22 protein-coding genes and 2 tRNA genes are annotated in these 22069 nt (G+C 46.3%); 12 read left to right on the forward strand and 12 right to left on the reverse strand.

The annotated features are described in order from the left end of the window. Window positions 1–5: 5 nt before the first annotated feature. The 7 genes from GGR07_RS04520 to GGR07_RS04545 all read right to left on the reverse strand — a co-directional run bounded on the left by GGR07_RS04520 (window position 6) and on the right by GGR07_RS04545 (window position 3931). Window positions 6–1085: an efflux RND transporter periplasmic adaptor subunit gene (locus GGR07_RS04520; RefSeq protein ID WP_021644801.1), complete on the reverse strand. Its 1080-nt coding sequence runs from the start codon at window positions 1083–1085 to the stop codon at window positions 6–8. Between the two features lie 13 nt (window positions 1086–1098). Continuing rightward, the gene (locus GGR07_RS04525) at window positions 1099–2415 is read right to left on the reverse strand and encodes a TolC family protein (RefSeq protein ID WP_034542360.1); all 1317 of its coding nucleotides are present in this window, start codon (window positions 2413–2415) and stop codon (window positions 1099–1101) included. A gap of 104 nt (window positions 2416–2519) precedes the next feature. Beyond that, a complete protein-coding gene (gene trxA / locus GGR07_RS04530) occupies window positions 2520–2909 on the reverse strand; it encodes a thioredoxin (RefSeq protein WP_021644799.1) in 390 nt (129 codons plus the stop codon). An 82-nt stretch (window positions 2910–2991) separates the two neighbouring features. Continuing rightward, the gene (locus GGR07_RS04535) at window positions 2992–3234 is read right to left on the reverse strand and encodes a hypothetical protein (RefSeq protein WP_034542455.1); all 243 of its coding nucleotides are present in this window, start codon (window positions 3232–3234) and stop codon (window positions 2992–2994) included. Continuing rightward, window positions 3227–3433 (reverse strand): DUF6132 family protein, encoded by a 207-nt coding sequence (locus GGR07_RS13775; protein WP_081691757.1) that lies wholly within the window; start codon window positions 3431–3433, stop codon window positions 3227–3229. Before GGR07_RS13775 ends, GGR07_RS04535 begins: the two co-directional genes overlap by 8 nt. Window positions 3434–3730: 297 nt before the next feature. Next, a tRNA-Asp gene (locus tag GGR07_RS04540) sits at window positions 3731–3804 on the reverse strand. Between the two features lie 53 nt (window positions 3805–3857). Continuing rightward, window positions 3858–3931, reverse strand: a tRNA-Asp gene (locus GGR07_RS04545). Window positions 3932–4091: 160 nt separating this feature from the next. Here GGR07_RS04545 and GGR07_RS04550 point away from each other — a divergent pair. Together GGR07_RS04550 and GGR07_RS04555 are read left to right on the forward strand one after the other, a co-directional pair. Continuing rightward, the gene (locus GGR07_RS04550) at window positions 4092–5417 is read left to right on the forward strand and encodes a pyridoxal phosphate-dependent aminotransferase (RefSeq protein ID WP_021645065.1); all 1326 of its coding nucleotides are present in this window, start codon (window positions 4092–4094) and stop codon (window positions 5415–5417) included. A gap of 84 nt (window positions 5418–5501) precedes the next feature. Further along, entirely contained in the window at window positions 5502–6092 is a 591-nt protein-coding gene (locus GGR07_RS04555; protein WP_021645066.1) for a YqgE/AlgH family protein, read from the forward strand. Here the strand turns inward: GGR07_RS04555 and GGR07_RS04560 are convergent, their stop codons facing one another. Genes GGR07_RS04560 through recR form a run of 3 tightly spaced genes read right to left on the reverse strand, consistent with a single transcriptional unit; the run spans window position 6093 to window position 7743 of the window. Continuing rightward, window positions 6093–6644, reverse strand: a complete 552-nt coding sequence (locus GGR07_RS04560; protein ID WP_021645067.1) for a GNAT family N-acetyltransferase — start codon at window positions 6642–6644, stop codon at window positions 6093–6095. 6 nt (window positions 6645–6650) lie between these two features. Next, window positions 6651–7100: a hypothetical protein gene (locus GGR07_RS04565; protein WP_021645068.1), complete on the reverse strand. Its 450-nt coding sequence runs from the start codon at window positions 7098–7100 to the stop codon at window positions 6651–6653. 25 nt (window positions 7101–7125) lie between these two features. Continuing rightward, window positions 7126–7743 carry a recombination mediator RecR gene (gene recR, locus GGR07_RS04570; protein WP_021645069.1) on the reverse strand — a complete coding sequence of 206 codons (618 nt, stop codon included), beginning with the start codon at window positions 7741–7743 and terminating at the stop codon, window positions 7126–7128. Window positions 7744–7953: 210 nt separating this feature from the next. On the opposite strand from recR, the gene yihA reads away from it, so the two are divergent. The 6 genes from yihA (at window position 7954) to GGR07_RS04600 (ending at window position 13830) form a co-directional block, all read left to right on the forward strand. Next, window positions 7954–8559, forward strand: a complete 606-nt coding sequence (gene yihA / locus GGR07_RS04575) for a ribosome biogenesis GTP-binding protein YihA/YsxC (RefSeq protein ID WP_021645071.1) — start codon at window positions 7954–7956, stop codon at window positions 8557–8559. Window position 8560: 1 nt separating this feature from the next. After that, entirely contained in the window at window positions 8561–9163 is a 603-nt protein-coding gene (locus tag GGR07_RS04580) for a DUF4923 family protein (protein ID WP_021645072.1), read from the forward strand. Between the two features lie 301 nt (window positions 9164–9464). Continuing rightward, entirely contained in the window at window positions 9465–9851 is a 387-nt protein-coding gene (locus tag GGR07_RS04585; RefSeq protein ID WP_021645074.1) for a DUF1573 domain-containing protein, read from the forward strand. Window positions 9852–10013: 162 nt separating this feature from the next. Further along, window positions 10014–12002: an OPT family oligopeptide transporter gene (locus GGR07_RS04590; protein ID WP_021645075.1), complete on the forward strand. Its 1989-nt coding sequence runs from the start codon at window positions 10014–10016 to the stop codon at window positions 12000–12002. 122 nt (window positions 12003–12124) lie between these two features. Further along, window positions 12125–12901: an N-acetylmuramoyl-L-alanine amidase-like domain-containing protein gene (locus GGR07_RS04595; protein WP_034542457.1), complete on the forward strand. Its 777-nt coding sequence runs from the start codon at window positions 12125–12127 to the stop codon at window positions 12899–12901. After that, complete coding sequence (locus GGR07_RS04600) at window positions 12898–13830, forward strand: PorV/PorQ family protein (protein WP_021645077.1); 933 nt, start codon at window positions 12898–12900, stop codon at window positions 13828–13830. The genes GGR07_RS04595 and GGR07_RS04600 overlap by 4 nt, the downstream gene beginning before the upstream one ends. On the opposite strand, the gene lipB is transcribed toward GGR07_RS04600, so the two are convergent. Beyond that, the gene (lipB, locus tag GGR07_RS04605; protein WP_021645078.1) at window positions 13808–14470 is read right to left on the reverse strand and encodes a lipoyl(octanoyl) transferase LipB; all 663 of its coding nucleotides are present in this window, start codon (window positions 14468–14470) and stop codon (window positions 13808–13810) included. The two genes, GGR07_RS04600 and lipB, sit on opposite strands and share 23 nt — an antisense overlap. A gap of 70 nt (window positions 14471–14540) precedes the next feature. Next, the gene (locus GGR07_RS04610; protein WP_034542364.1) at window positions 14541–16754 is read right to left on the reverse strand and encodes a heavy metal translocating P-type ATPase; all 2214 of its coding nucleotides are present in this window, start codon (window positions 16752–16754) and stop codon (window positions 14541–14543) included. 132 nt (window positions 16755–16886) lie between these two features. Here GGR07_RS04610 and GGR07_RS04615 point away from each other — a divergent pair, with 132 nt between their 5' ends. The 4 genes from GGR07_RS04615 to gcvP all read left to right on the forward strand — a co-directional run bounded on the left by GGR07_RS04615 (window position 16887) and on the right by gcvP (window position 21989). Next, window positions 16887–17735: a DUF3298 and DUF4163 domain-containing protein gene (locus GGR07_RS04615; RefSeq protein WP_034542460.1), complete on the forward strand. Its 849-nt coding sequence runs from the start codon at window positions 16887–16889 to the stop codon at window positions 17733–17735. A gap of 55 nt (window positions 17736–17790) precedes the next feature. After that, window positions 17791–18411: a 16S rRNA (guanine(527)-N(7))-methyltransferase RsmG gene (gene rsmG / locus GGR07_RS04620; RefSeq protein WP_021645081.1), complete on the forward strand. Its 621-nt coding sequence runs from the start codon at window positions 17791–17793 to the stop codon at window positions 18409–18411. Between the two features lie 21 nt (window positions 18412–18432). Then, window positions 18433–19074 (forward strand): MBL fold metallo-hydrolase, encoded by a 642-nt coding sequence (locus GGR07_RS04625; protein ID WP_021645082.1) that lies wholly within the window; start codon window positions 18433–18435, stop codon window positions 19072–19074. A gap of 65 nt (window positions 19075–19139) precedes the next feature. Next, complete coding sequence (gene gcvP / locus GGR07_RS04630; protein ID WP_034542461.1) at window positions 19140–21989, forward strand: aminomethyl-transferring glycine dehydrogenase; 2850 nt, start codon at window positions 19140–19142, stop codon at window positions 21987–21989. Window positions 21990–22069 lie beyond the last annotated feature (80 nt).

A 22069-nucleotide genomic window follows, 5' to 3' on the forward strand; every position in this document is an offset into this window, starting at 1 on the left:
TGCTGTTATTTTAATACGGTTATGCTTTTACCATTATAAAGTTCTCCGGTGACGTTTTCAATGATTCGGTCGTTTTCATCCAATCCGGACAAGACTTCGATCTGTTCACCCATTTTTTTACCCAATCTCACCCAACGAAGCACGGCATGATTGCCGGAACCGACCACATATACTCCGGTGAGCTGTTCGCGGCGGATAACGGAAGACTCATTGATTAAAATATTCCGCAGACTTTCTCCGTTGCCTTTGCCGGGAATAAAAATACCTGCATACATTCCCGAGCGAAGGTTTGCCTTATCTTTTGCGGAAATAGCGACTTTCATCGCATACTGTCCGCCGGTCAAAGAAGCGGAAGGGCTCAATTCGCTGATTTTTCCTTCAATGCGACGGCCTAAAGATTTGATATCTACCTTTACAGAATCACCGACATTGAGATATTGCACATAATTCTCGGGAACAGTGGCCTGAACGTCCATTTCTCCCGACTGTTCAACGACCAGAAGCGGCATACCGGGGCTTGCCATGCTTCCTTCGTCTATCTTCTTTTGGGTAACCACGCCCGAAAAAGGAGCTTTTATATGCGTATAAGCAAGCATCGATTTCACTTCGTTGAGCGATTGAAGAGCCATTTGTTTTTTTGCATCTATAGATGTTTTATTCAGCTCTATATTTTCCAGCTCTTTATCCGATACGCTTTTCTGACTGTGCAGTTTTTTAAACCTTTCATAATCGCGTGCCGCATTCTTAGCCGCGGCTTCAGCTTCGATCACCATGGCTTCGGCTTGGGATTTCTTCGCTTTCAAATCGTCGCTGTTGACAATTATCAACAATTGTCCGGCAGTCACCCTGTCGCCCTGCTTTACATATATTTTATCTACAAATCCCATGTTTCGGGTGCTGATGATGGCTGTTTGCCTGGCGGACACCATTCCACTGACAAAAAGACCGTCAGCGGTTAACTTTGCAGGTGAATACACTTTTACTCCTACGGGTGCTTCTTCTTTTTTCTTTGTCGCATCGGACGAGCAAGCAGAAAAAAAGGAAACAGCCGCCATCCCCAATATCATTGTTCGAATCGTTTTCATAACTGTTTATGCATTATTTGTTTGTTGTAAGTAATTCTTGATAATACCCGGCAATGTTATAAGCCATCACCGCTTGAGCGTGCGTAAGACGCTGTTGCGACAGTTGCACCTGAGACAGAAGAAGGTCCGTGGTACTGGCCAACCCTTCCTTATGCCTGTCGGTGAGTATCCGAAGCGCCTCGGTAGCCTGCTCCACACTTGCCTCCTGTTTCCTGATTTCGAACTGCAAGTCGAGCAAATCGCGCGCAGTTTTATCTACCTCTATGCGGCTCTTATCGATATGCAGCTCGAGTTCTTTCTGCATTTTATCCCGTTGCATCAAAGCCGATCTCAGTTTGCTTCGGTTCCGGTTGCCCGAAAACAGATTCCAGCTCAGACTGATTCCTGCCAGGTAAGAGTCTTCTTTAAATTTGAAGATTTGGGTATCGTTAAACTGATAGGTACCGAAAGCGTTAATCGTAGGCAGAAAAGTGGTATAAGACGACTTCACCATCATTTTAGACGCTTCCAATGCTTTTTGCATCGCCACGACGTCCGATCGCGTCTCAGAGAATGCCGGCGCCGATATCGTCGGGGTTTTCTGAATTAAGGAATCGGGAATATATACGTTCGTTTCGGACGATGAGCCGCCCATCAGCAGTTTCAATCCATCCGATGCATTGATGACGCTGCTCTCCGCTTTTGCCAATGCGCTTTCTACCGTATTTACTTGTACCTGAGCATTTAAAACATCCGATTTCTGCACTAACCCCTGATCGTAAAAGTTCTTGACCGACTGATAAATCCGGCGGACATCCTCCAAAGTATGGGTCAATATATCACGGGCTTGATAAGCGAACTGAAGCTGCGTATAGGCTTTTTGTACCTCAAACCTGATATAATCTTTCGTATATTGCTCTTTGTTTTTATATACCTCTTCTTGCAGCTTTGCGCCTTTGCGGGCGAATATGCGGTCGACATTCAACAAAGGCATCTTAACCTCCACGCCGGCGTTGTAATTTCGAGAGGCTCCGGGATGGTTCAACCGCGAGGGATCGAAGTCCTGTGCTGTAACTCGGCTTTGCTGCAATAAAAAACCGAAAGCATTCAACGGATTGTTTGTAACCATCGCATTGTAGCTTACCGAAACTTGGGGTAAGAATATTGCGTCGGTCTGATGATAGTTTGCGTTTGATATTTTACGATCCAATTTAGACAGCTTTATATTGGCATTATTCCCCACCGCAATATTTACCGCTTCACCCATTGTCAGGCGGTTACTTTGTTGGGCATTCGCCGTAACAGCGAATATGCAACACGCCACTAACAGCATTTTTCTTTTTCTATTCATATTTAAAAATCTGAACTCCATTATAAGTTACTGAAAAACATTTATATTATCTTCTTGCCTCCTTACTTATTTTCCTAAGGAAATTACATAAATAAAAAAAAGGATTATTTGTTCAACAGCACACTTTGTATGGCTTTCTTAAAATCTGCTTTCGACATCGCTCCCATTGCCATTTGCGGTTGTCCTTCCATTGGAACAAACAACAAAGACGGGATGGAGCGGATACCGAATACGGAAGACAATTCTCTCTCCTCTTCTGTATTTACCTTATAGATGTACAACTCATCGGCATATTCCGCCGCCAATTCTTCCAAAATCGGCGCTATCATTTTGCAAGGACCGCACCAAGAGGCATAAAAATCGATGATGGCAGGTTTATCACCCAGGTATTTCCATTCATTCGGACTCGTTTCATAATCGGCAACTCGCTTTAAAAATTCACTCTTAGTCAATTGGATTGTTTTCATATTCTTCTGTTTTTTATTATTTATCACTCAATTAATTGTTTTCTTAGTATCGTTTATCTGAAACTTACAGACAAAATATTCTATTACATACAAGGGCCGGATATTCTGCCTATGATTCTTTTTCAGGATCGTACGGCTTGATAATATCTTTATATACCTGATTCTCCGAAGAATCCGAAGCACAAGCACCGGACGCGCAACATGGAATGTTCAAAATGGCTTGCGCCAGGAAGAAAATCGCCAAAAAGAGAAACGGATATTCTTTTGACGCTATTGCGTAAACTCCCAATCCAATACCTGCGACCAAGCGAATGATACGCGCCGCATTCCATTGTCTCAATACATTATTCATCTTTCTTTTCTGTTTGAAATACATTAAATAGTAAACCTCCCATTACTGCTCCCCATATCGAACTGCTTACAGGCGATGAGGTTATCGGACAAGATCCTCCGGAACATCCGACAAATCTCCAATAAAAATACCCGCCTATGCTGCCAATGATGACTCCTACTATCGTAAGTCCATATTTGCTCAAAAAACTTTCTTTCATATATTGTATCAAAAAGTATAAAATTAAATTCCAAAGGAATAAGTCTCAATTAGAAAACGTTGCAAAGACAATATATGTTTTCTTGGAATATTAATTTCTAAAGGAATATTTTTAATTAAAACGATAAGTAGATTATAAGAATCTATTTATCAATTGATTATCTAAAAGTTAAATAAACATTATTTTATTATCAACAATCGATTGATAGTTGGTGAAATACAAATGGGAAGAAATAAAATTAGGCTGCTCCGGTGATTTAAACTTCAGGAGCAGCCTAATTTTATTTTAATAAGAGTGCGGTGCGTACGGGACTCGAACCCGTGACCCCATGCGTGACAGGCATGTATTCTAACCAACTGAACTAACGCACCGGAATAGTTTTAATGAAACTTTCCGAATGTTTTTTGAACCTTCATTTCAAAAGCGGTGCGTACGGGACTCGAACCCGTGACCCCATGCGTGACAGGCATGTATTCTAACCAACTGAACTAACGCACCTCAAAAAAATCTTTGTCAACCTGCAACTTCTCTCAATTGCGAGTGCAAAGGTAGCTATTTTTTCGAATCCTGCAATAGCCCATATCTCTTTTTTCATAAAAAGTGCATATATTAAAATTTATCATGTACATTTGCAGTGAATGCAATAAATCAATATGCAATGAAAAATACACCTATCGAACGAAACATCATTGATAATGCCATTGATGAACTTCAAATTGCAGACTTCTCCAAAGCTACCATCCGGGAAGTAAAGGCAATTGCTTCAAAAGCCGAAACCGAATCGGGCGTAGAATTTATAAAAATGGAGATGGGAGTGCCCGGACTGCCCCCTTCATCCGTAGGAGTAAAAGCGGAAATCGAAGCCTTGCAAAGAGGAGTGGCAAGCCTTTATCCGGATATCAACGGAGTACCGGAACTGAAGAAGGCGGCTTCCGATTTTATCAAGGCTTTTATCAATGCAGAAGTCAGCCCCGAAGGATGCGTACCTGTCACCGGATCGATGCAGGGAACATTCGCTTCTTTTCTGGCTTGCAGCCAATGCAATGAAAAGAAAGACACGATTTTGTTTATCGACCCCGGCTTTCCTGTACAGAAGCAACAGCTGACCGTAATGGGGCAAAAGTACGAAACGTTCGATGTGTACGACTACCGCGGCGAAAGGCTGAAAGACAAACTGGAAAGCTATATGAAAAAAGGAAATATATCGGCTGTCATCTATTCCAATCCGAACAATCCGAGCTGGATCTGCCTGAAAGACGAAGAGTTGCGGATTATCGGCGAACTTGCTACCCGGTATGATGTAATCGTACTCGAAGATCTGGCCTATTTTGCCATGGATTTCCGAAAAGACCTGAGCAAGCCTTACCAACCTCCTTTCCAACCCTCGATAGCTCATTATACGGATCATTACATCTTGCTTATCTCCGGTTCGAAAGCTTTCAGTTATGCCGGACAACGAATAGGTGTAAGCTGCATTTCCGACAAACTTTATCACCGTAAATACCCGGCACTGACGAAGCGATACGGCGGGGGGAGTTTCGGGACAGTGTTTATCCACCGTATTCTTTACGCGCTTTCTTCCGGAACGAGCCATTCGGCACAATATGCCATGACGGCCATGCTGAGGGCAGCCGGTGAGGGGCGATACAATTTCCTCGAAGAAGTCAGAGTATATGGTGAAAGAGCACAGAAACTAAAAGAGATATTCATCCGCCATGGGTTTCATCTGGTATATGACAAAGACTTGGACGACCCGGTTGCCGACGGATTTTATTTCACCATCGGCTATCCCGGCATGAGCAGCGGAGAACTCGCCCAAGAATTGATGTATTACGGGGTAAGCGCCATCTCACTGGTCACCACGGGAAGCCATCAGGAAGGGCTGCGCGCCTGCACTTCCTTCATCAAAGATCACCAATACGCCCAACTCGAAGAGCGTATGAAACTTTTTGCCGAAAACCATCCCGTCAATCAATCGCTGTGAAGAATGAAGAGCTCCATAAAGCATTTATGATATAAAAAACGGAAAAAATCTTCTTTTTTCCGTTTTTTTTCATAAATTAGTGGCATGAATAGCGAGTCCGACATATTTAAAATTCAATCCAACAATGTAGTTCCTGCACGAGGGAAGGTGCTGATATCCGAACCCTTCCTGCGAGACACCACCTTCGGGCGGTCTGTTATATTATTGATAGACCATAGTAACGAGGGGAGCATGGGACTTATTATCAACAAGCAATTGCCTCTTTGCCTGAACGACATTATCAAAGAGTTGAAGTACGAGGATGAAATACCATTGTATAAAGGAGGTCCCGTGGCTACAGACACGCTGTTTTTCATTCACACTTTGCCCGACATATCCGGATCGCTATCCATAAACAAAGGACTCTATCTGAACGGCGACTTCGACGAAATAAAAAAATACATTCTGCAAGGCAATAAGGTAAACAACCGAATCCGTTTCTTTTTGGGATATTCCGGTTGGGAGAGCGATCAATTGGACTCTGAAATCAAAGAGAACACCTGGCTTATATCCAAGGAAGACAATGCTTATCTCATGAGGGAAGACATAAAAGACATGTGGAAAAGGTCGCTCGAAAAATTAGGGAGCAAGTATGAGACATGGGCTCGTTTTCCGCAAGTGCCCACACTCAACTGATTACTTCCCGCTTTCCTTTCTTTTCGGATTCAAAAACTGAAGAAATGCTACATCTTTATATACTCCCCCCATCTGCAACCAATCTTTCAATGTGCCCGTTTGGGTGAAACCGCAAGAGACAAAGAGATCGATACAGTCTTCATTGTCAACAGCGACATGGGCATAGAGTTGCTTTAACGATAAGAACTCAAAAGCATATTCGCAAAGCAGCTTCAGCGCATCGGCCGCATATCCCTGTCCTCGGAAATGACGGCACAAAGCAATCCCCACTTCGCCACGCGAGTGGAGAGGAACAAAGTCGGTAATGTCGATTGTTCCCAATACACGGTAGTCGGAGCGGCGAACAATCATCAAACGCAGTTGCTTGTCGGCAAAAACATCGCATTGCGAGTTTTCGATGTATTGGCGCAACACATAGCGGGAATAAGGCACTGTGAAATTACTTATATCCCACATAAGAGGATCGTTCTCCATTTCATACATAATGTTCAGATCCTCCGGTTCCACGGCGCGAAGGATAATTCTGTCGCTCGTCAAAAACGCTTTTTTCATACTCTTCTATTCTTCATTGATATGCAGTTCGTTGCGAAGCCTCTTCTCTCCCGGCAGGCAAAAGAGCGAAGCCGTCAGCCCGATGAGCATACATAAATTTCCCGTATTGCTGAGCGTCAAATAATAGCATAGCAGGTTGAACAAAACAACCACCTCAAGAATTCCCAAACGAACGATGCTCCACAACACATAGCGCTTTAAGGCCAGCGTAACGGTGAGCTCGTTTATCTTGTTCTTCAACACCATGCTGAACAGCTTCAACGACAGCGGTACACAGACTGCCGTCAATAGGATGCCGATGGTCTCTAAATAATATACGGCTTCGGCATCATCCGCCAGCCCCCCGACCGGCATCAGCTCCAACTCCCCCGCCCCCATCAGAAAAGCCGGAAGTACCCAAAAGAAAATATAACTGATGTTCAAGCTCCTGACAGCGCGTTTTATCTGTTTTTTCATGATTCGTTTGAATAGTTAATGCGATCTATATGGTTCCGGTAAAGAGAGTCCGGTTCACTATGCTACGTCCCAACGTTACCTCATCGGCATATTCCAGTTCATCGCCCACAGAAATTCCACGCGCAATGACACTCAGCCTGACGTTCATCTTCTCCAGTTTGCGGTAAATATAAAAGTTTGTCGTATCCCCCTCCATTGTCGTGCTCAGAGCCAGAATCACTTCTTCGACACCTCCCGCTGCCACGCGTTTCACAAGGCTGTCTATTTGCAAATCGCCCGGTCCTACCCCGTCCATCGGCGAAATGACTCCTCCCAACACGTGGTAGAGCCCGCGGTATTGCTGGGTAGCTTCCACCGCCATCACATCGCGAATGTTCTCCACCACACAAACCGTTGAAGCGTCGCGCTGGGGATTGGCGCAGATGCGGCAGGTTTCCGTGTCCGAAATGTTATGGCACACATTGCAATACTTCACTTCGCGTTTCAGCGTAACGATGGCATTTCCAAAAGCCTCTACGGCAGACGCGTCCTGACGGAGCAGATGCAGTACGAGCCGCATCGCCGTTTTGCGTCCCACACCGGGAAGCTTGGAAAATTCGCTTACCGCCTTTTCGAGTAATACAGAAGGATATTGTTGGCTCATAAACGTTGAATGGTCTTTCTTTACTTTGGGGCACAAAGATACGGATATTGTTTTTAAAACCTATCTACTGCGAAAGCTATTTATCAATAAAAGTATTACCTTTGCACAGTTATTCCGCTTGCCTCCGGTCAGAAGAAAGACGAACAACAGCAGCGGCAGAATGCCGGGAAACACCGGAGAACAAAAAAATACATTACATAAATTATCGATATGGAAATAACAAACGCTGAATTTATAATAAGCAATACGGACGTGAAGAAATGTCCTGAAGGAGTTTTCCCCGAATACGCATTCATCGGCCGTTCGAATGTAGGAAAATCAAGCCTGATCAATATGCTCACCGGACGAAAAGGGTTGGCCATGACCTCATCCACTCCGGGAAAAACGATGCTGATCAACCATTTTCTCATCAACAAAAGCTGGTATCTGGTCGACCTGCCCGGTTACGGATACGCACGGCGCGGACAAAAAGGACAGGAACAGATACGCACAATCATCGAAGATTACATATTGGAACGGGAGCAGATGACGAATCTCTTCGTTCTGATAGACAGCCGGCTCGCTCCCCAGCCCATCGATCTGGAATTTATGGAATGGTTGGGCGAAAACGGCATTCCTTTCTCCATCATCTTTACCAAAGCCGACAAACTGAAAGGAGGGCGGCTGAAGATGAATATCAACGCTTATCTGCAAGAAATGAGAAAACAGTGGGAAGACCTCCCCCCCCATTTCATTTCTTCATCGGAAAACCGTACCGGACGCACCGAAATATTAGACTATATTGAAAATATCAACAAAGAGCTCAACACCAAATAAAATGAAAAAAAACACTGCCTGCCTTGCATTTATCGCATTCTTCTCATTGCTGTCGGCAAATTGCCATGCCCAATCGTGGAAAGACCTGCTCGGCAAAGACAACATTTCGAAAGTCGTAGAAGCCGTGACGGGACAAACGTCTACGAAGGTCGACCTGACAGGAACATGGAGCTATGAAAGTTCGGCCGTTGAATTCAAGTCGGAAAACCTGTTGATGAAAGCCGGAGGGATGGCGGCGGCAACGATGGCGGAAAGCAAACTGAATGAACAACTGGGCAAAGTGGGAATCAGAGCCGGACAAATGAGCTTTACGTTCAATGCCGACAGCACATTTGTAAGCAAAGTAGGAGGCCATACCATGAAAGGTACCTACTCTTACGACTCTTCAACCAAACGAGTGCAGCTGAAGTTTCTAAAGCTGCTGAACATGTATGCCAAAGTAAACTACAGACCCGGCTCTATGGAACTGCTGTTCAACTCCGATAAACTGTTGAAACTGATGACCTTCATCGGGAGCAACACGAACAATACCGCAATAAGAAGCGGTAGTTCGCTGGCAAAGAATTACGACGGAATGATGCTTGGATTCGGCATGAAAAAATAGCCCGGAAACCTTGAGCGAAACACATCGAGACGATCTAAAAAAAAGCCCGCCGGCTTTGAAAAAAACACGGCGGGCTTTGAAATCAAACACGGCCGGCTTTGAAAAAAACACGGCCGGCTTTTTTTTCAGGCAATATAACGTAATTATTGCATTCGACAAATCTTCTCCGAAAAGCTCATTCTTCCTATATAAAAACACGCCGGAAAAACCTGTTTAAATCTATTTGACAATCAATATACTTTATTTTCAGATAAAAAACCTTACCTTTGCACGTTGTAAATTATAAATTAAGAAAAGAACAATGAAAAAGATAGTTTCTTTAATCGCCCTATTGGCGATAAGCATCGGTTTCACATTCGCTCAAACCAATGCGAATATCAAGTTCGATAAAACGACACACAACTTCGGAAAATTCTCGGAAAACAGTCCGGTAGTAACGTGCACATTCACATTCACCAACATCGGAGACGCTCCTCTTGTCATTCATCAGGCAGTGGCATCCTGCGGATGTGCTGTTCCGGAATACACCAAAGAGCCGATCATGCCCGGAAAGAAAGGGAACATTAAGGTAACTTACAACGGAACAGGAAAATATCCGGGACACTTCAAGAAGTCGATTACCCTGCGCACCAATGCGAAAACAGAAATGGTGCGGCTCTACATCGAAGGTGAAATGGAGGCAAAATAGCATAGAATGTAAAAAACAACCTATATCGTAAAGGAGAATCTTTTGATTCTCCTTTTTTTTTGCTTACTTTGGAGCTTGAAAAAAACATTTAACAGACCGATGCTCCAATGAACGAAAACAGCATTGGATACATTGACAGAATCAGCAAACAATAAAAGTAGTATGAAACAGGAAGAAGAAAAAGTTGCCGGATTGCCCGAGAACGCGTTCAGAGAATTGAAGCCGGGCGAAGTTTACTCACCCTTGATGAAACCTTCGGGCAATTATCCGGAAGTCAATTTATGGTCGGTGACATGGGGAATTGCCATGGCTATCCTCTTCTCTGCCGCGGCCGCCTATCTTGGGCTGAAAGTGGGACAGGTTTTCGAAGCCGCCATCCCCATTGCAATCATAGCCGTAGGAGTTTCGGGAGCAGCAAAAAGAAAAAACGCATTGGGAGAGAACGTAATCATACAATCTATCGGAGCTTGCTCCGGTGTCATTGTAGCCGGCGCCATATTCACCCTCCCGGCACTCTATATCCTTCAGGCCAAATATCCCGAAATGACGGTGACTTTCATGCAAGTATTCATCAGTTCGCTATTGGGCGGCGTATTGGGAATTTTATTCCTGATTCCTTTCCGCAAATACTTCGTAAGCGACATGCACGGTAAGTATCCTTTTCCTGAAGCCACCGCAACGACTCAGGTATTGGTTTCGGGCGAAAAAGGCGGAAACCAGGCGAAACCTTTGCTGATGGCGGGAATCATCGGCGGTTTATACGACTTTGCAGTGGCTACCTTCGGATGGTTGAACGAAAACTTCACAACGCGTGTATGCGGCATCGGAGAGACATTGGCAGAAAAGGCCAAGCTGGTGTTCAAAGTAAATACCGGCGCGGCTGTTCTCGGACTCGGATATATCGTCGGCTTAAAATACGCCTCTATCATATGCGCCGGTTCGTTGGCGGTATGGTGGATCATCATTCCGGGCATGTCGGCTCTTTGGGGCGACAGCGTACTGAACGCATGGAACCCTGAAATCACCGCTACGGTAGGCATGATGAGCCCCGAAGAGATATTCAAGCATTATGCCAAAAGCATCGGTATAGGCGGCATCGCTATGGCAGGCGTCATCGGCATCATCCGCTCGTGGGGAATCATCAAAAGCGCCGTCGGGCTGGCAGCCAAAGAAATGGGCGGAAAAAGCGATGTGAAAACGAGTATTGTGCGTACACAACGGGACCTGTCGATGAAAGTCATCGCCATCGGCTCCATATTGACGCTGATTTTAGTGGTGCTCTTCTTCTATTTCGACGTAATGCACGGGAATATGTTGCACACCCTGGTCGCCATTCTACTGGTGGCGGTCATCGCTTTCCTCTTTACAACGGTGGCAGCCAACGCAATTGCTATCGTAGGAACCAATCCGGTATCGGGCATGACACTGATGACATTGATTCTGGCATCGGTGGTGATGGTTGCATTCGGGCTGAAAGGTCCTTCGGGAATGGTGGCGGCTCTCGTAATGGGCGGCGTGGTGTGTACGGCCCTTTCCATGGCGGGCGGTTTCATTACCGATCTGAAGATAGGATACTGGCTGGGAAGCACCCCAGCCAAGCAGGAGGCATGGAAGTTTCTGGGCACTATCGTATCGGCGGCAACCGTAGGCGGCGTAATGATTATATTGAATAAAACGTACGGATTCACAAGCGGCGCTCTGGCAGCGCCGCAAGCCAATGCGATGGCGGCAGTGATCGAGCCGTTGATGAGCGGAGTCGGAGCTCCTTGGCTGCTATATGGCATCGGAGCGATACTGGCAATCGTACTGACTCTTTTCAGGATACCGGCATTAGCCTTCGCCCTCGGAATGTTCATCCCGTTGGAGCTGAACGTCCCACTGGTTGTCGGAGGAGCGGTCAACTGGTATGTGACAACTCGCAGTAAAGAAACGGCACTGAATACGCAACGGGGCGAAAAAGGAACCCTGTTGGCTTCCGGATTCATCGCCGGCGGCGCGCTCATGGGCGTAGTCAGTGCGGCAATGCGTTTCGGCGGTATCAATTTAGTTAACGAGGCCTGGCTGAACAACACTTGGTCGGAAGTATTGGCATTGGGAGCATACGCGCTGTTGATTCTATATTTCATCAAAGCATCTATGAAAGTGAGATAAACATGAAAAAGATTTTAGCTGTTATCGTACTGCTTGCAACAGAAATGACTTTTGCACAGCAACCTGCCGGGGCGGTTTCGCACTCCGGAAGCGGGTATTGCAAGCAAAAGACCGAGGGCATCTTGCGAACCGTCGGAAGCGCTTTACACTCCGCAGGCGGTTCCGCTCCAAACGTGGCAATGGACAGCAATGGGCAAACAAACCCGATGCTCAAAATCGGAAAGAGATATCTCGGAACAACGTATGTAGCCCATACGCTCGACCGAAATACGGAAGAAAAACTGGTGGTTCAACGCGATTCGGTCGACTGTCTGACGTTCGTCGAATACGTGACGGCAGAAGCGATGGGCCCGTGCTTTGACGAAAATCTTCAAAAGATACGCTACCGCGACGGCATTATCGACGGTTACCCCTCACGGCTGCACTACACATCCGACTGGATCGACAACGGTGTCCGCCACGGGCTCATAAAAGACATAACGGCAGAACATAGTCCGTACACCATCGAATTGTCGATATCGTATATGTCCGCCCATCCGCAGAAATACAAGCAATTGGCCGATTCGCCGGCGAATGTGGCGCGAATGGCGGCATACGAAAAAGCGCTCTCGGGGAAGAGCGTACACTGGTTGCCCAAAAACAAACTTCCCGATCAGGGACTTCCATGGATCATGAACGGCGACATCATAGCATTCACCACATCTGTGAAAGGGCTCGACATCGCACATGTGGGAATAGCCCAATATATTCGCGGCAAATTGCATTTGCTGCACGCTTCCTCTACGCAGAAGAAAGTAGTAACGAGTGAAAAGCCTGTCAGCAAGATGTTCGAAGACAATAAATCGTGGACGGGCATACGTGTCGTCCGAGTACCTCAACCTTCAAAAAGCAGCTTATGAAACGACTGAAATTATTCCTTTTTGTTGCATGCCTCGCTCCTGTTCTGCCAAAAGCACAGGGAATTACAGGCATCTATTTCCCGGAAATCATTCCGGACGCGCAATCCACAAGTATGGGAGGCGCCGGATTAGCCGTTACAAACAATCCGAGTATAGCCATTTATCACAATGCTTCCACCATCGCTTTCTCACAAGAAGTAATGGGGTTCACTTATTCTTACGCAGACATAAAGAACGATCATCCGTTGCACAGCGCGTCTCTCTTTTACCGGATGGGGAGGCAAGGAAAACAAGGCTTCACTGCGGCTTTCCGACACGTCAGGGCTCCCGAAATCGTCTATGAAGGGAGTGATAAGCCCTTACGTCCGATGGCATGGAGCTTGGGAGCCGGATATTTCAACCGGATAACGGAGAGTTTATCGCTTTCGTTAACACTCCAATACCTGCGCGCCAAAACAATTCTCAACGAAAGCAAAGGCACGGCTTATGTAGACTTGGGAGCTACTTACCATCAGTATCTGCCGATACTGAATCAAATGGCAACGTGGTCGATAGGTGTTCAGGCGGCCAATTTAGGAGGAAAATTAGATGGTGTGCGTTTACCTTCGCGGTTAGGCATAGGAAGTGCGATTATCCTCCCGTTCAACATACAGCACAGCCTGCAGATAGCTTGCGACATCAAATACTTTTTCCCTTCCGATTACCGCAGTTTCGAAACCGCATTGGGCGCCGAGTACAGTTTCCTCAAATACGGAATCGTTCGTGCCGGATATAATTTCGGAGACAAGGACAAATGGGTGGGAAACTATGCAACGTTGGGAGGAGGCATACACTATTGGCCTGTATGTATAGACTTCTCTTATGCTTTGGCAGCCAATAACAGCTTCATGAACCGCACTTGGCAACTCAGCCTGGGAATCGTTTTCTGAGTTCGCAACCGAGACGCTGCTTCACTTCGTCCATGGAAACTTCATTCTTCAGTTCCCGGCGAAGGGAAGTAACGCCTTTATCGATAAACCCGCAAGGATTTATGTAGCTGAAATAACGTAAATCCGTATTCACGTTCAAGGCCAATCCGTGCATCGTAACGTAATGGCTGCTCCGAACCCCGATAGCGCAGATTTTTCGTGCGCGTGAAGTATCGGCATCGATCCATACTCCGGTAGCTTTCTCCAGTCGCCCCGCCTCAATGCCGTAAGAAGCGCAAACATTGATTACGGCCTCTTCCAGAAAATGGACATATTCCTTTAGCCCCATCCGGAACTCTTCAAGATTCAATATCGGATAGCAAACCAATTGTCCGGGACCGTGATATGTAATGTCCCCTCCCCGGTCGATATGATAGAGCGTTGCGCCGATAGCTCTCAGTTGTTCGTCACCGAGCAGCATATTGTTTTCCTTTCCGCTACGTCCTAATGTATATACGTGCGGATGTTCGCAAAATATAATCCCGTTCTCATACGTTTCTCCATGAGCTTTGGCGCGAACCACCCCGTCAAACCGTTCCGACTGGCGCTTCCACGCCTCGCCGTACCCGATAAGTCCCCAATCAATAATTTCAGTTTTCATCAAAAACAAAAGTTATAAAAAATAATCCTTACATATCCTGCAAGAACAGGAGCGCAAGAAAGCCCCCGGGCTACTTCCTTCTACTCAAACTCAATGAATTGAGTACCACACTCACACTCGAGAAAGCCATAGCGGCACTTGCCAGCATCGGATTCAACAACAGCCCGCTTACGGGAAACAATACGCCGGCGGCAACGGGAATACCGATGAGGTTGTAAATGAAAGCCCAAAACAGATTCTGATGAATGAGGCGTACCGTTTGTCTCGACAGTTCAAAAGCTTTCGGGAGAAGTAACAAATCGGAAGTCATCAGCGTAACCATAGCCACATCCATTGCAATATCTGTTCCTTTCCCCATTGCTATACTTACATCCGCCACCGCCAATGCCTGAGAATCATTGATGCCATCGCCCACCATCGCCACTTTTTTCCCTTGTTCCTGGAGTTGGCGCACAAAACGCTCCTTCTCATCGGGCAGAGCATCTGCAATGAAATGACGAATACCCAGGCGGGAAGCGACTGCCGCACCTACACGCTGGCCGTCGCCCGTAAGCATATAAATTTCGATTCCTTGCCGTTGAAGTTCTTTTATAGCCTGGGCCGAAGTTGCTTTAACGGGATCTGCGACGGCAATAATGGCAAGGAGTTCACTTTCACGACCGAAATAGACAATTCCCTGCCCGTCAGCTTCGTATATGGCCAGCATTTCTGCCATCACATCGGGCAGAACGGCATTAAAATCTTTCAGGAACTTATGGCTTCCCACCCAATAAACAGTCCCTTCACAAACCACTTTTACGCCTTTACCGGTTATACTTTCAAAACCCTCGAGAACAGCCGGGCGAACTCCCTCCTGTTCGCGGAGAACATCGACAATGGCTCCCGCAAGAGGATGTTCCGACTTCAATTCGGCTGCCAGCAATATGTTTTTGAATTGCACGTCCTGAGTCTGTGCCCACAACCATCCCGTAGCAGTAGGACGACCTTCCGTCAAAGTACCCGTTTTATCGAGAACTACCACATCGACTTTTCGCATCTGTTCCAAAGCTACGGCATCTTTTATCAGAATGTGCCGACCGGCAGCTTTGCCTATTCCCACCATCAATGCGGTAGGAGTAGCCAAACCCAAAGCGCAGGGACAGGCTATGACCAAAACGGATACGGCAGAGAGTACGGCGTAAGATATATATTCCTTGCCCCCGATGAGCAACCATAATATAAAAGTAAGAACCGACAAGCCAAGCACTACCGGAACAAAAAAGCCCGTGATACGATCGACAATACGTTGTACCGGAGCTTTACTGCCCTGCGCATCCTGCACCATACGGATGATACGCGCCAATACCGTCTCTTCCCCTACCTGAGAGGCGGAGATAACAAAAGCTCCGCGCTGATTGATTGTCCCTGCCAATACTTTGTCACCTGCCTTCTTATCCACCGGAACAGGTTCGCCGCTAATCATGCTTTCATCCACATATGATTCGCCCTCGACAAGGATACCGTCTACCGGAATCTGCTCGCCCGGACGCACGACTACCGCATCTCCCACCTGCAACTCTTCGATCAAAATTTCTTCCTCCGTGCCGTTTCTCACAATGCGGGCAACCTTAGGCTGCATCCCCATCAGTTTACGGATAGCTGCCGAAGTATTTCCTTTGGCGCGTTCCTCCATCAATTTGCCTGTCAGCACAAAGGCGATAATCACTGCAGAGGCCTCGTAATAGACATGAGGTTCCAGCCCCCGGGAATACCAGAACTCAGGGAAAAACGTGTTGAACATGCTGAACAGAAAAGCGATGGAGGTGCTCAACGCTACCAACGTATCCATATTGCTGCGCCTTAATTTAGCCTGTTTCCATGCACCGGTAAAAAAAGGACTGCCGAAAAATATCATTACGGGAATGGTCAACAGCATTTGTATTTCATTGGAATACGGCAAATCCATCCATAGCATGGAAAACAGAAGCAACGGAACAACCAGAATCCATGCACCGATCACCCTCCGTTTCAGCCGGCGATAACGTTTCTGTTGTTCTTCCTCGCGACGCTTTTCTTTATGATTTTCTTCGATTATCAAATCGTATCCCGCCGCCAATATCGCCGCACGGATTTCTCCGGGTGTCAACTGTTCCTTTTCATAAGAGACATTCAAACTGCCCGTAGCAAAGTTGACAGAAGCATCCATTACCCCTGACAGTTTCTTTACAGTCTTTTCTACATTATTGGCGCATCCTGCACAATGCATGTTAAGCACAGGAAATATTTTTTTTACTATATTACTCATATTTACAAAGATAATGAGAAATTAGCGGCATAGAATATTTTTTTGCTTTTTTTATTCGTTGTATCCGTTTATTATCTATATTTGTCGATAAGGAACAATGCGGTAAAAGTTGTAATTATAAGAAAAACGATAATGAACAAACAATATGTCAGCCTGTTTGCGTTTATACTTTCGGTAAGTATTTATTTATCATCTTGCCACGACAAGATGAACAAAAATACGGGTGTTCTGCGCTTTGACAGCATCCGGATAAATGAAACCGCACATCTTTTCAACGACACAGGCAAACCGGCATGTAATATAAGAATAGGATTCACTTATCCAGTGAGATCTTCGGACCCGATATTGAAAGACAGCCTGAATAAATATTTCATTTCCATCTGCTTCGGTGATAAGTTTTCCGGAGAAAAACCGGAAGACGTAATCAATCAATACACCCGGAACTACATAGACGAGTACCGTCGCGATTTAGAACCTATGTATCTTGAAGATGAAAAGGATAAAAATAACGATTCATCCATAAGAACGTGGTATTCTTATTATAAGAATATAGAAAGCCATGTGCAACTTTACAGGAACGACCTTTTGGTTTATCGTGTAGACTACAATGAATATACGGGTGGTGCGCACGGAATGTATACTACCATGTATGTAAACATGGATCTCGCTCTGATAAGACCTCTCCTCCTCGAAGATCTTTTCATTGCCGGATACCAGGAACCGCTGACAGAGTTGATATGGAATCAATTAATGGCTGACAATCGAGTAACGACTCGTGAAGCATTGGAGGATCTCGGATATGGTTCTACCGGAGAAATCATTCCCACCGAAAATTTTTATTTAGACACAAAAGGTATCACCTTTCATTACAATGTATATGACATCACTCCGTATTCCATGGGTGCGGTAGAAGTCACACTCCCGTTTGACGCCATAAGACACTTATTAGGAAATAATCCTATTTTAAAAGATTTATGTTAACCCTCAATTAAGAATGCAAGGTATTAAATAATTTGTAATTTGTATAACTGAAAAAGTGGAAATCATACTCAATTATTTTCCGGACCTGACGGAAGAGCAACGCAGACAATTTGCCGCTCTATACGACCTTTACATCGATTGGAATTCAAAAATCAACGTGATCTCTCGTAAAGATATAGAAAACCTGTACGAACATCACGTACTTCATTCATTGGGCATTGCAAAATTCGCAAATTTCCGTCCCGGAACCGCAATCATGGATTTAGGCACGGGAGGCGGTTTCCCGGGCATCCCTTTGTCTATTTTATTCCCCGAAGTGAAATTCCATTTGGTAGACAGCATTGGTAAAAAAGTACGGGTGGCTACCGAAGTGGCCAACGCAATCGGGTTGAAGAATGCAACTTTCCGCCACGCTCGCGCCGAAGAAGAAAAGCGGAAGTTCGATTTTGTTATCAGCCGTGCCGTAATGCCCTTGGCGGATTTAGTAAAGATTATTCAGAAAAACATATCTTCCAAACAGCAGAATTCCCTCCCCAACGGGTTGATTTGCCTGAAAGGAGGTGAATTAGAACATGAAACGATGTCGTTCAGGCATAAAACGGTGATTCATAGCCTGAGCAACGACTTTAAGGAAGAATTCTTTCAAACAAAGAAAGTAGTATATGTGCCAATATAAAACGATACCCCGGTAAAAGCCATGAAAATAAAAAGATTCGAATTCAATATGTTTCCCGTAAACTGCTATGTAGTATGGGATGAAACTAAAGAGGCAGTTGTTATCGACCCCGGTTGTTTCTACGAAGAAGAGAAACAAAAACTCAAGAGATTCATACAAGATAATGAATTGAGTGTAAAACATCTGCTAAACACACATCTTCATCTCGACCATATCTTCGGAAATCCTTTTATGTTCAAAGAATTCGGCTTATCGGCCGAAGCCAATAAAGCAGACGAATACTGGATCGATGAGGCTCCTAAGCAAAGCCGGATGTTCGGATTCCAGCTACAGGAAGCCCCCGTGCCGTTGGGAAAATATCTGCACGACGGAGATATAATTACTTTCGGGAACACGCGATTGGAAGCGATACATGTACCGGGACATTCGCCGGGAAGCCTGGTGTATTATTGCAAAGAAGAGAATTGCATGTTCTCCGGCGATGTATTATTCCAAGGCAGCATCGGACGGGCCGACTTGGCAGGAGGTAACTTCGACGAGCTGATCGATCACATTTGCAGCCGTCTGTTTATCCTTCCCAACGAAACGGTCGTTTATCCCGGACACGGCGCACCCACGACTATCGGAATGGAAAAATCGGAAAATCCTTTTTTTAGAAAATAACCAATAACATCTCTCCGGCCATGTCCGAAAGGAAAACCGGAAAGACAAAAAACTCTATTACCCATATGAAAACCGATTTGTTATCTGGCCGTCATATCGGCATCAACGATCAAGACATTTCTCTGATGCTCCGCAAAGTCGGTGTGAGCTCATTGGACGAACTGATTGAAAAAACAATTCCCGCCAACATCAGGCTGAAGAAACCTCTGGCTTTGCCTGCGCCGCTTTCGGAGCACCAATTCCGCAAACATATCGCGGGATTGGCAAGAAAGAATAAAAAATATGCCACCTATATCGGAATGGGCTGGTATGACACGATTACTCCGGCGGTTATCCAACGGAATGTTTTTGAGAATCCCGTATGGTACACCTCGTATACTCCTTATCAGGCCGAAGTATCTCAGGGAAGACTGGAAGCGTTGATAAATTTTCAAACAGCCGTTTCCGATCTTACAGCCATGCCACTTGCCAACAGCTCCCTGCTCGATGAAGCAACCGCCGCGGCCGAAGCTGTAAGCATGATGTACACATTACGCTCCCGCGCACAGCAAAAAGCCGAAGCCAACGTAGTTTTTGTGGACGAGAACATTTTCCCGCAAACATTGGCGGTGATGACCACGCGCGCCATTCCGCAAGGCATCGAACTTCGTGTAGGAAAATACAAGGAGTTCGAACCTTCGGCAGACGTGTTTGCCTGCATCCTGCAATACCCCAATGCCAACGGAAACGCAGAAGACTATGCAGAGTTCACGCAAAAGGCGCATGCAGCCGATTGCAAAGTCGCCGTAGCGGCCGATCTGCTGAGCCTGGCTCTATTGACTCCTCCGGGAGAATGGGGAGCGGACATCGTATTCGGAACAACCCAACGCTTCGGCATACCTTTGTTTTACGGAGGACCTTCGGCAGCTTATTTTGCAACGCGCGACGAATACAAACGGAACGTACCGGGACGCATCATCGGGCAATCGAAAGACAAATACGGGAAAACATGTTACCGGATGGCTTTGCAGACACGCGAACAGCACATCAAACGCGAAAAGGCGACTTCCAATATCTGCACCGCCCAGGCATTATTGGCCACAATGGCAGGCTTTTATGCCGTTTATCACGGGCAGGAAGGAATCAGAAGCATCGCTTCGCGCATTCACAGTACAGCCGTATTTCTTGAAAAGCAGATTTCGCAATTCGGTTATAGACAAATCAATGCGCAATACTTCGATACTTTGCGCTTCGAGCTTCCGGAGCAAGTTTCCGCACAGCAAATTCGCACCATCGCTCTCAGCAAAGAGGTGAATCTCCGTTATTACGATCATGGCGACGTAGGCTTCAGCATCAATGAAACAACCGATCTGGAAGCGGTCAACGTGCTGCTTTCCGTATTTGCCATCGCAGCCGGAAAAGATTATCAGAAAGCCGACGATATACCTGCCTTATGCAATATCGACCCGAAACTGCGACGGACAAGCCCGTTCCTGACGCACGAAGTGTTCTGCAAATACCATACGGAAACGGAAATGATGCGTTACATCAAACGCTTGGACCGGAAAGATATTTCGCTGGCACATTCGATGATTTCGCTGGGTTCGTGTACGATGAAACTCAACGCGGCGTCGGAAATGCTTCCGCTAAGCATGCCCGAACTAATGGGCATACATCCGTTGGTTCCCGAAGATCAGGCGGAAGGATACCGTGAGCTGATACGAAACTTAAGCGACGACCTGAAGACCATTACCGGATTTGCCGGAGTAAGCTTGCAGCCGAATTCGGGAGCGGCCGGCGAATATACGGGACTGCGCGTAATCCATAGTTACCTCGAAAGCATCGGACAAGGACACCGCAGGAAAATACTGATTCCGGCGTCGGCTCACGGAACGAATCCGGCATCCGCCATACAAGCCGGATTTACTACGGTAATCTGTGCCTGCGACGAGCACGGAAACGTAGACATGAACGACCTGCGCGCCAAGGTGGAAGAGAATAAAGACGAATTGGCTGCTTTAATGATCACATATCCTTCCACACACGGTATTTTCGAAACAGAAATCAAAGAAATCTGTGAGATCGTTCATGCTTGCGGCGCGCAAGTCTACATGGATGGAGCCAACATGAACGCGCAGGTGGGACTCACGAACCCCGGCTTTATCGGAGCAGACGTCTGCCACCTGAACCTGCACAAAACATTCGCTATTCCTCATGGCGGAGGCGGCCCGGGCGTAGGTCCCATCGGCGTGGCCGAACATCTGGTTCCTTTCTTGCCGGGACACACATTATTCGGCGACACTCACAATCAAGTCTCGTCGGCTCCGTTCGGCAGTGCGGGAGTACTCGCCATCACTTACGGATATATCCGCATGATGGGCACAGAAGGACTGACGCAAGCTACCCAAACGGCCATCCTGAATGCCAATTATTTAGCCGCCTGCCTGCAAGACACGTACGGCATCGTGTATCGTGGAGCCAATGGTTTCGTAGGCCATGAGATGATTCTGGAATGCCGAAAGATACATGAAGAAACCGGCATCACGGAGAATGATATCGCCAAGCGGTTGATGGACTACGGTTATCACGCTCCTACCCTCTCTTTCCCCGTTCACGGAACATTGATGATCGAACCGACCGAAAGCGAAAGTCTGGCCGAACTGAACAATTTTATAGACGTCATGCAAAACATCTGGAAAGAAATTCAGGAGGTGAAAAGCGGAGAAGCAGAAAAGGAAGACAACGTATTGGTAAACGCTCCGCATCCCGAATACGAAATTGTAGGCGAAGAATGGAAACATGGCTATACCCGTGAAAAAGCCGCTTATCCGATAGATAGTGTGCGCGAAAACAAGTTCTGGGTCAATGTGGCGCGTGTAGACAACACGTTGGGAGACCGAAAATTGCTTCCGACCCGCTATGGAACATTCGATTAAAAGATCGTGAAGCAACCTCGACAGCAATTCCGCAATTTATGGTTCGGACGTTTTCCGCCCGAACCATAAAAAATGCTTTG

It is taken from the genome of Bacteroides pyogenes (assembly GCF_014196225.1).
Classification (GTDB): domain Bacteria; phylum Bacteroidota; class Bacteroidia; order Bacteroidales; family Bacteroidaceae; genus Bacteroides; species Bacteroides pyogenes_A.

What these genes read in the sequence shown, in the direction of transcription:
- GGR07_RS04520 (WP_021644801.1), bottom strand. Translation starts at nt 1,085, where the DNA reads ATGAAAACGATTCGAACAATGATATTGGGGATGGCGGCTGTTTCCTTT.
- GGR07_RS04525 (WP_034542360.1), bottom strand. Translation starts at nt 2,415, where the DNA reads ATGAATAGAAAAAGAAAAATGCTGTTAGTGGCGTGTTGCATATTCGCT.
- GGR07_RS04535 (WP_034542455.1), bottom strand. Translation starts at nt 3,234, where the DNA reads ATGAATAATGTATTGAGACAATGGAATGCGGCGCGTATCATTCGCTTG.
- GGR07_RS13775 (WP_081691757.1), bottom strand. Translation starts at nt 3,433, where the DNA reads ATGAAAGAAAGTTTTTTGAGCAAATATGGACTTACGATAGTAGGAGTC.
- GGR07_RS04550 (WP_021645065.1), top strand. Translation starts at nt 4,092, where the DNA reads ATGAAAAATACACCTATCGAACGAAACATCATTGATAATGCCATTGAT.
- GGR07_RS04555 (WP_021645066.1), top strand. Translation starts at nt 5,502, where the DNA reads ATGAATAGCGAGTCCGACATATTTAAAATTCAATCCAACAATGTAGTT.
- GGR07_RS04560 (WP_021645067.1), bottom strand. Translation starts at nt 6,644, where the DNA reads ATGAAAAAAGCGTTTTTGACGAGCGACAGAATTATCCTTCGCGCCGTG.
- GGR07_RS04565 (WP_021645068.1), bottom strand. Translation starts at nt 7,100, where the DNA reads ATGAAAAAACAGATAAAACGCGCTGTCAGGAGCTTGAACATCAGTTAT.
- recR (WP_021645069.1), bottom strand. Translation starts at nt 7,743, where the DNA reads ATGAGCCAACAATATCCTTCTGTATTACTCGAAAAGGCGGTAAGCGAA.
- yihA (WP_021645071.1), top strand. Translation starts at nt 7,954, where the DNA reads ATGGAAATAACAAACGCTGAATTTATAATAAGCAATACGGACGTGAAG.
- GGR07_RS04580 (WP_021645072.1), top strand. Translation starts at nt 8,561, where the DNA reads ATGAAAAAAAACACTGCCTGCCTTGCATTTATCGCATTCTTCTCATTG.
- GGR07_RS04585 (WP_021645074.1), top strand. Translation starts at nt 9,465, where the DNA reads ATGAAAAAGATAGTTTCTTTAATCGCCCTATTGGCGATAAGCATCGGT.
- GGR07_RS04590 (WP_021645075.1), top strand. Translation starts at nt 10,014, where the DNA reads ATGAAACAGGAAGAAGAAAAAGTTGCCGGATTGCCCGAGAACGCGTTC.
- GGR07_RS04600 (WP_021645077.1), top strand. Translation starts at nt 12,898, where the DNA reads ATGAAACGACTGAAATTATTCCTTTTTGTTGCATGCCTCGCTCCTGTT.
- lipB (WP_021645078.1), bottom strand. Translation starts at nt 14,470, where the DNA reads ATGAAAACTGAAATTATTGATTGGGGACTTATCGGGTACGGCGAGGCG.
- GGR07_RS04610 (WP_034542364.1), bottom strand. Translation starts at nt 16,754, where the DNA reads ATGAGTAATATAGTAAAAAAAATATTTCCTGTGCTTAACATGCATTGT.
- GGR07_RS04615 (WP_034542460.1), top strand. Translation starts at nt 16,887, where the DNA reads ATGAACAAACAATATGTCAGCCTGTTTGCGTTTATACTTTCGGTAAGT.
- GGR07_RS04625 (WP_021645082.1), top strand. Translation starts at nt 18,433, where the DNA reads ATGAAAATAAAAAGATTCGAATTCAATATGTTTCCCGTAAACTGCTAT.
- gcvP (WP_034542461.1), top strand. Translation starts at nt 19,140, where the DNA reads ATGAAAACCGATTTGTTATCTGGCCGTCATATCGGCATCAACGATCAA.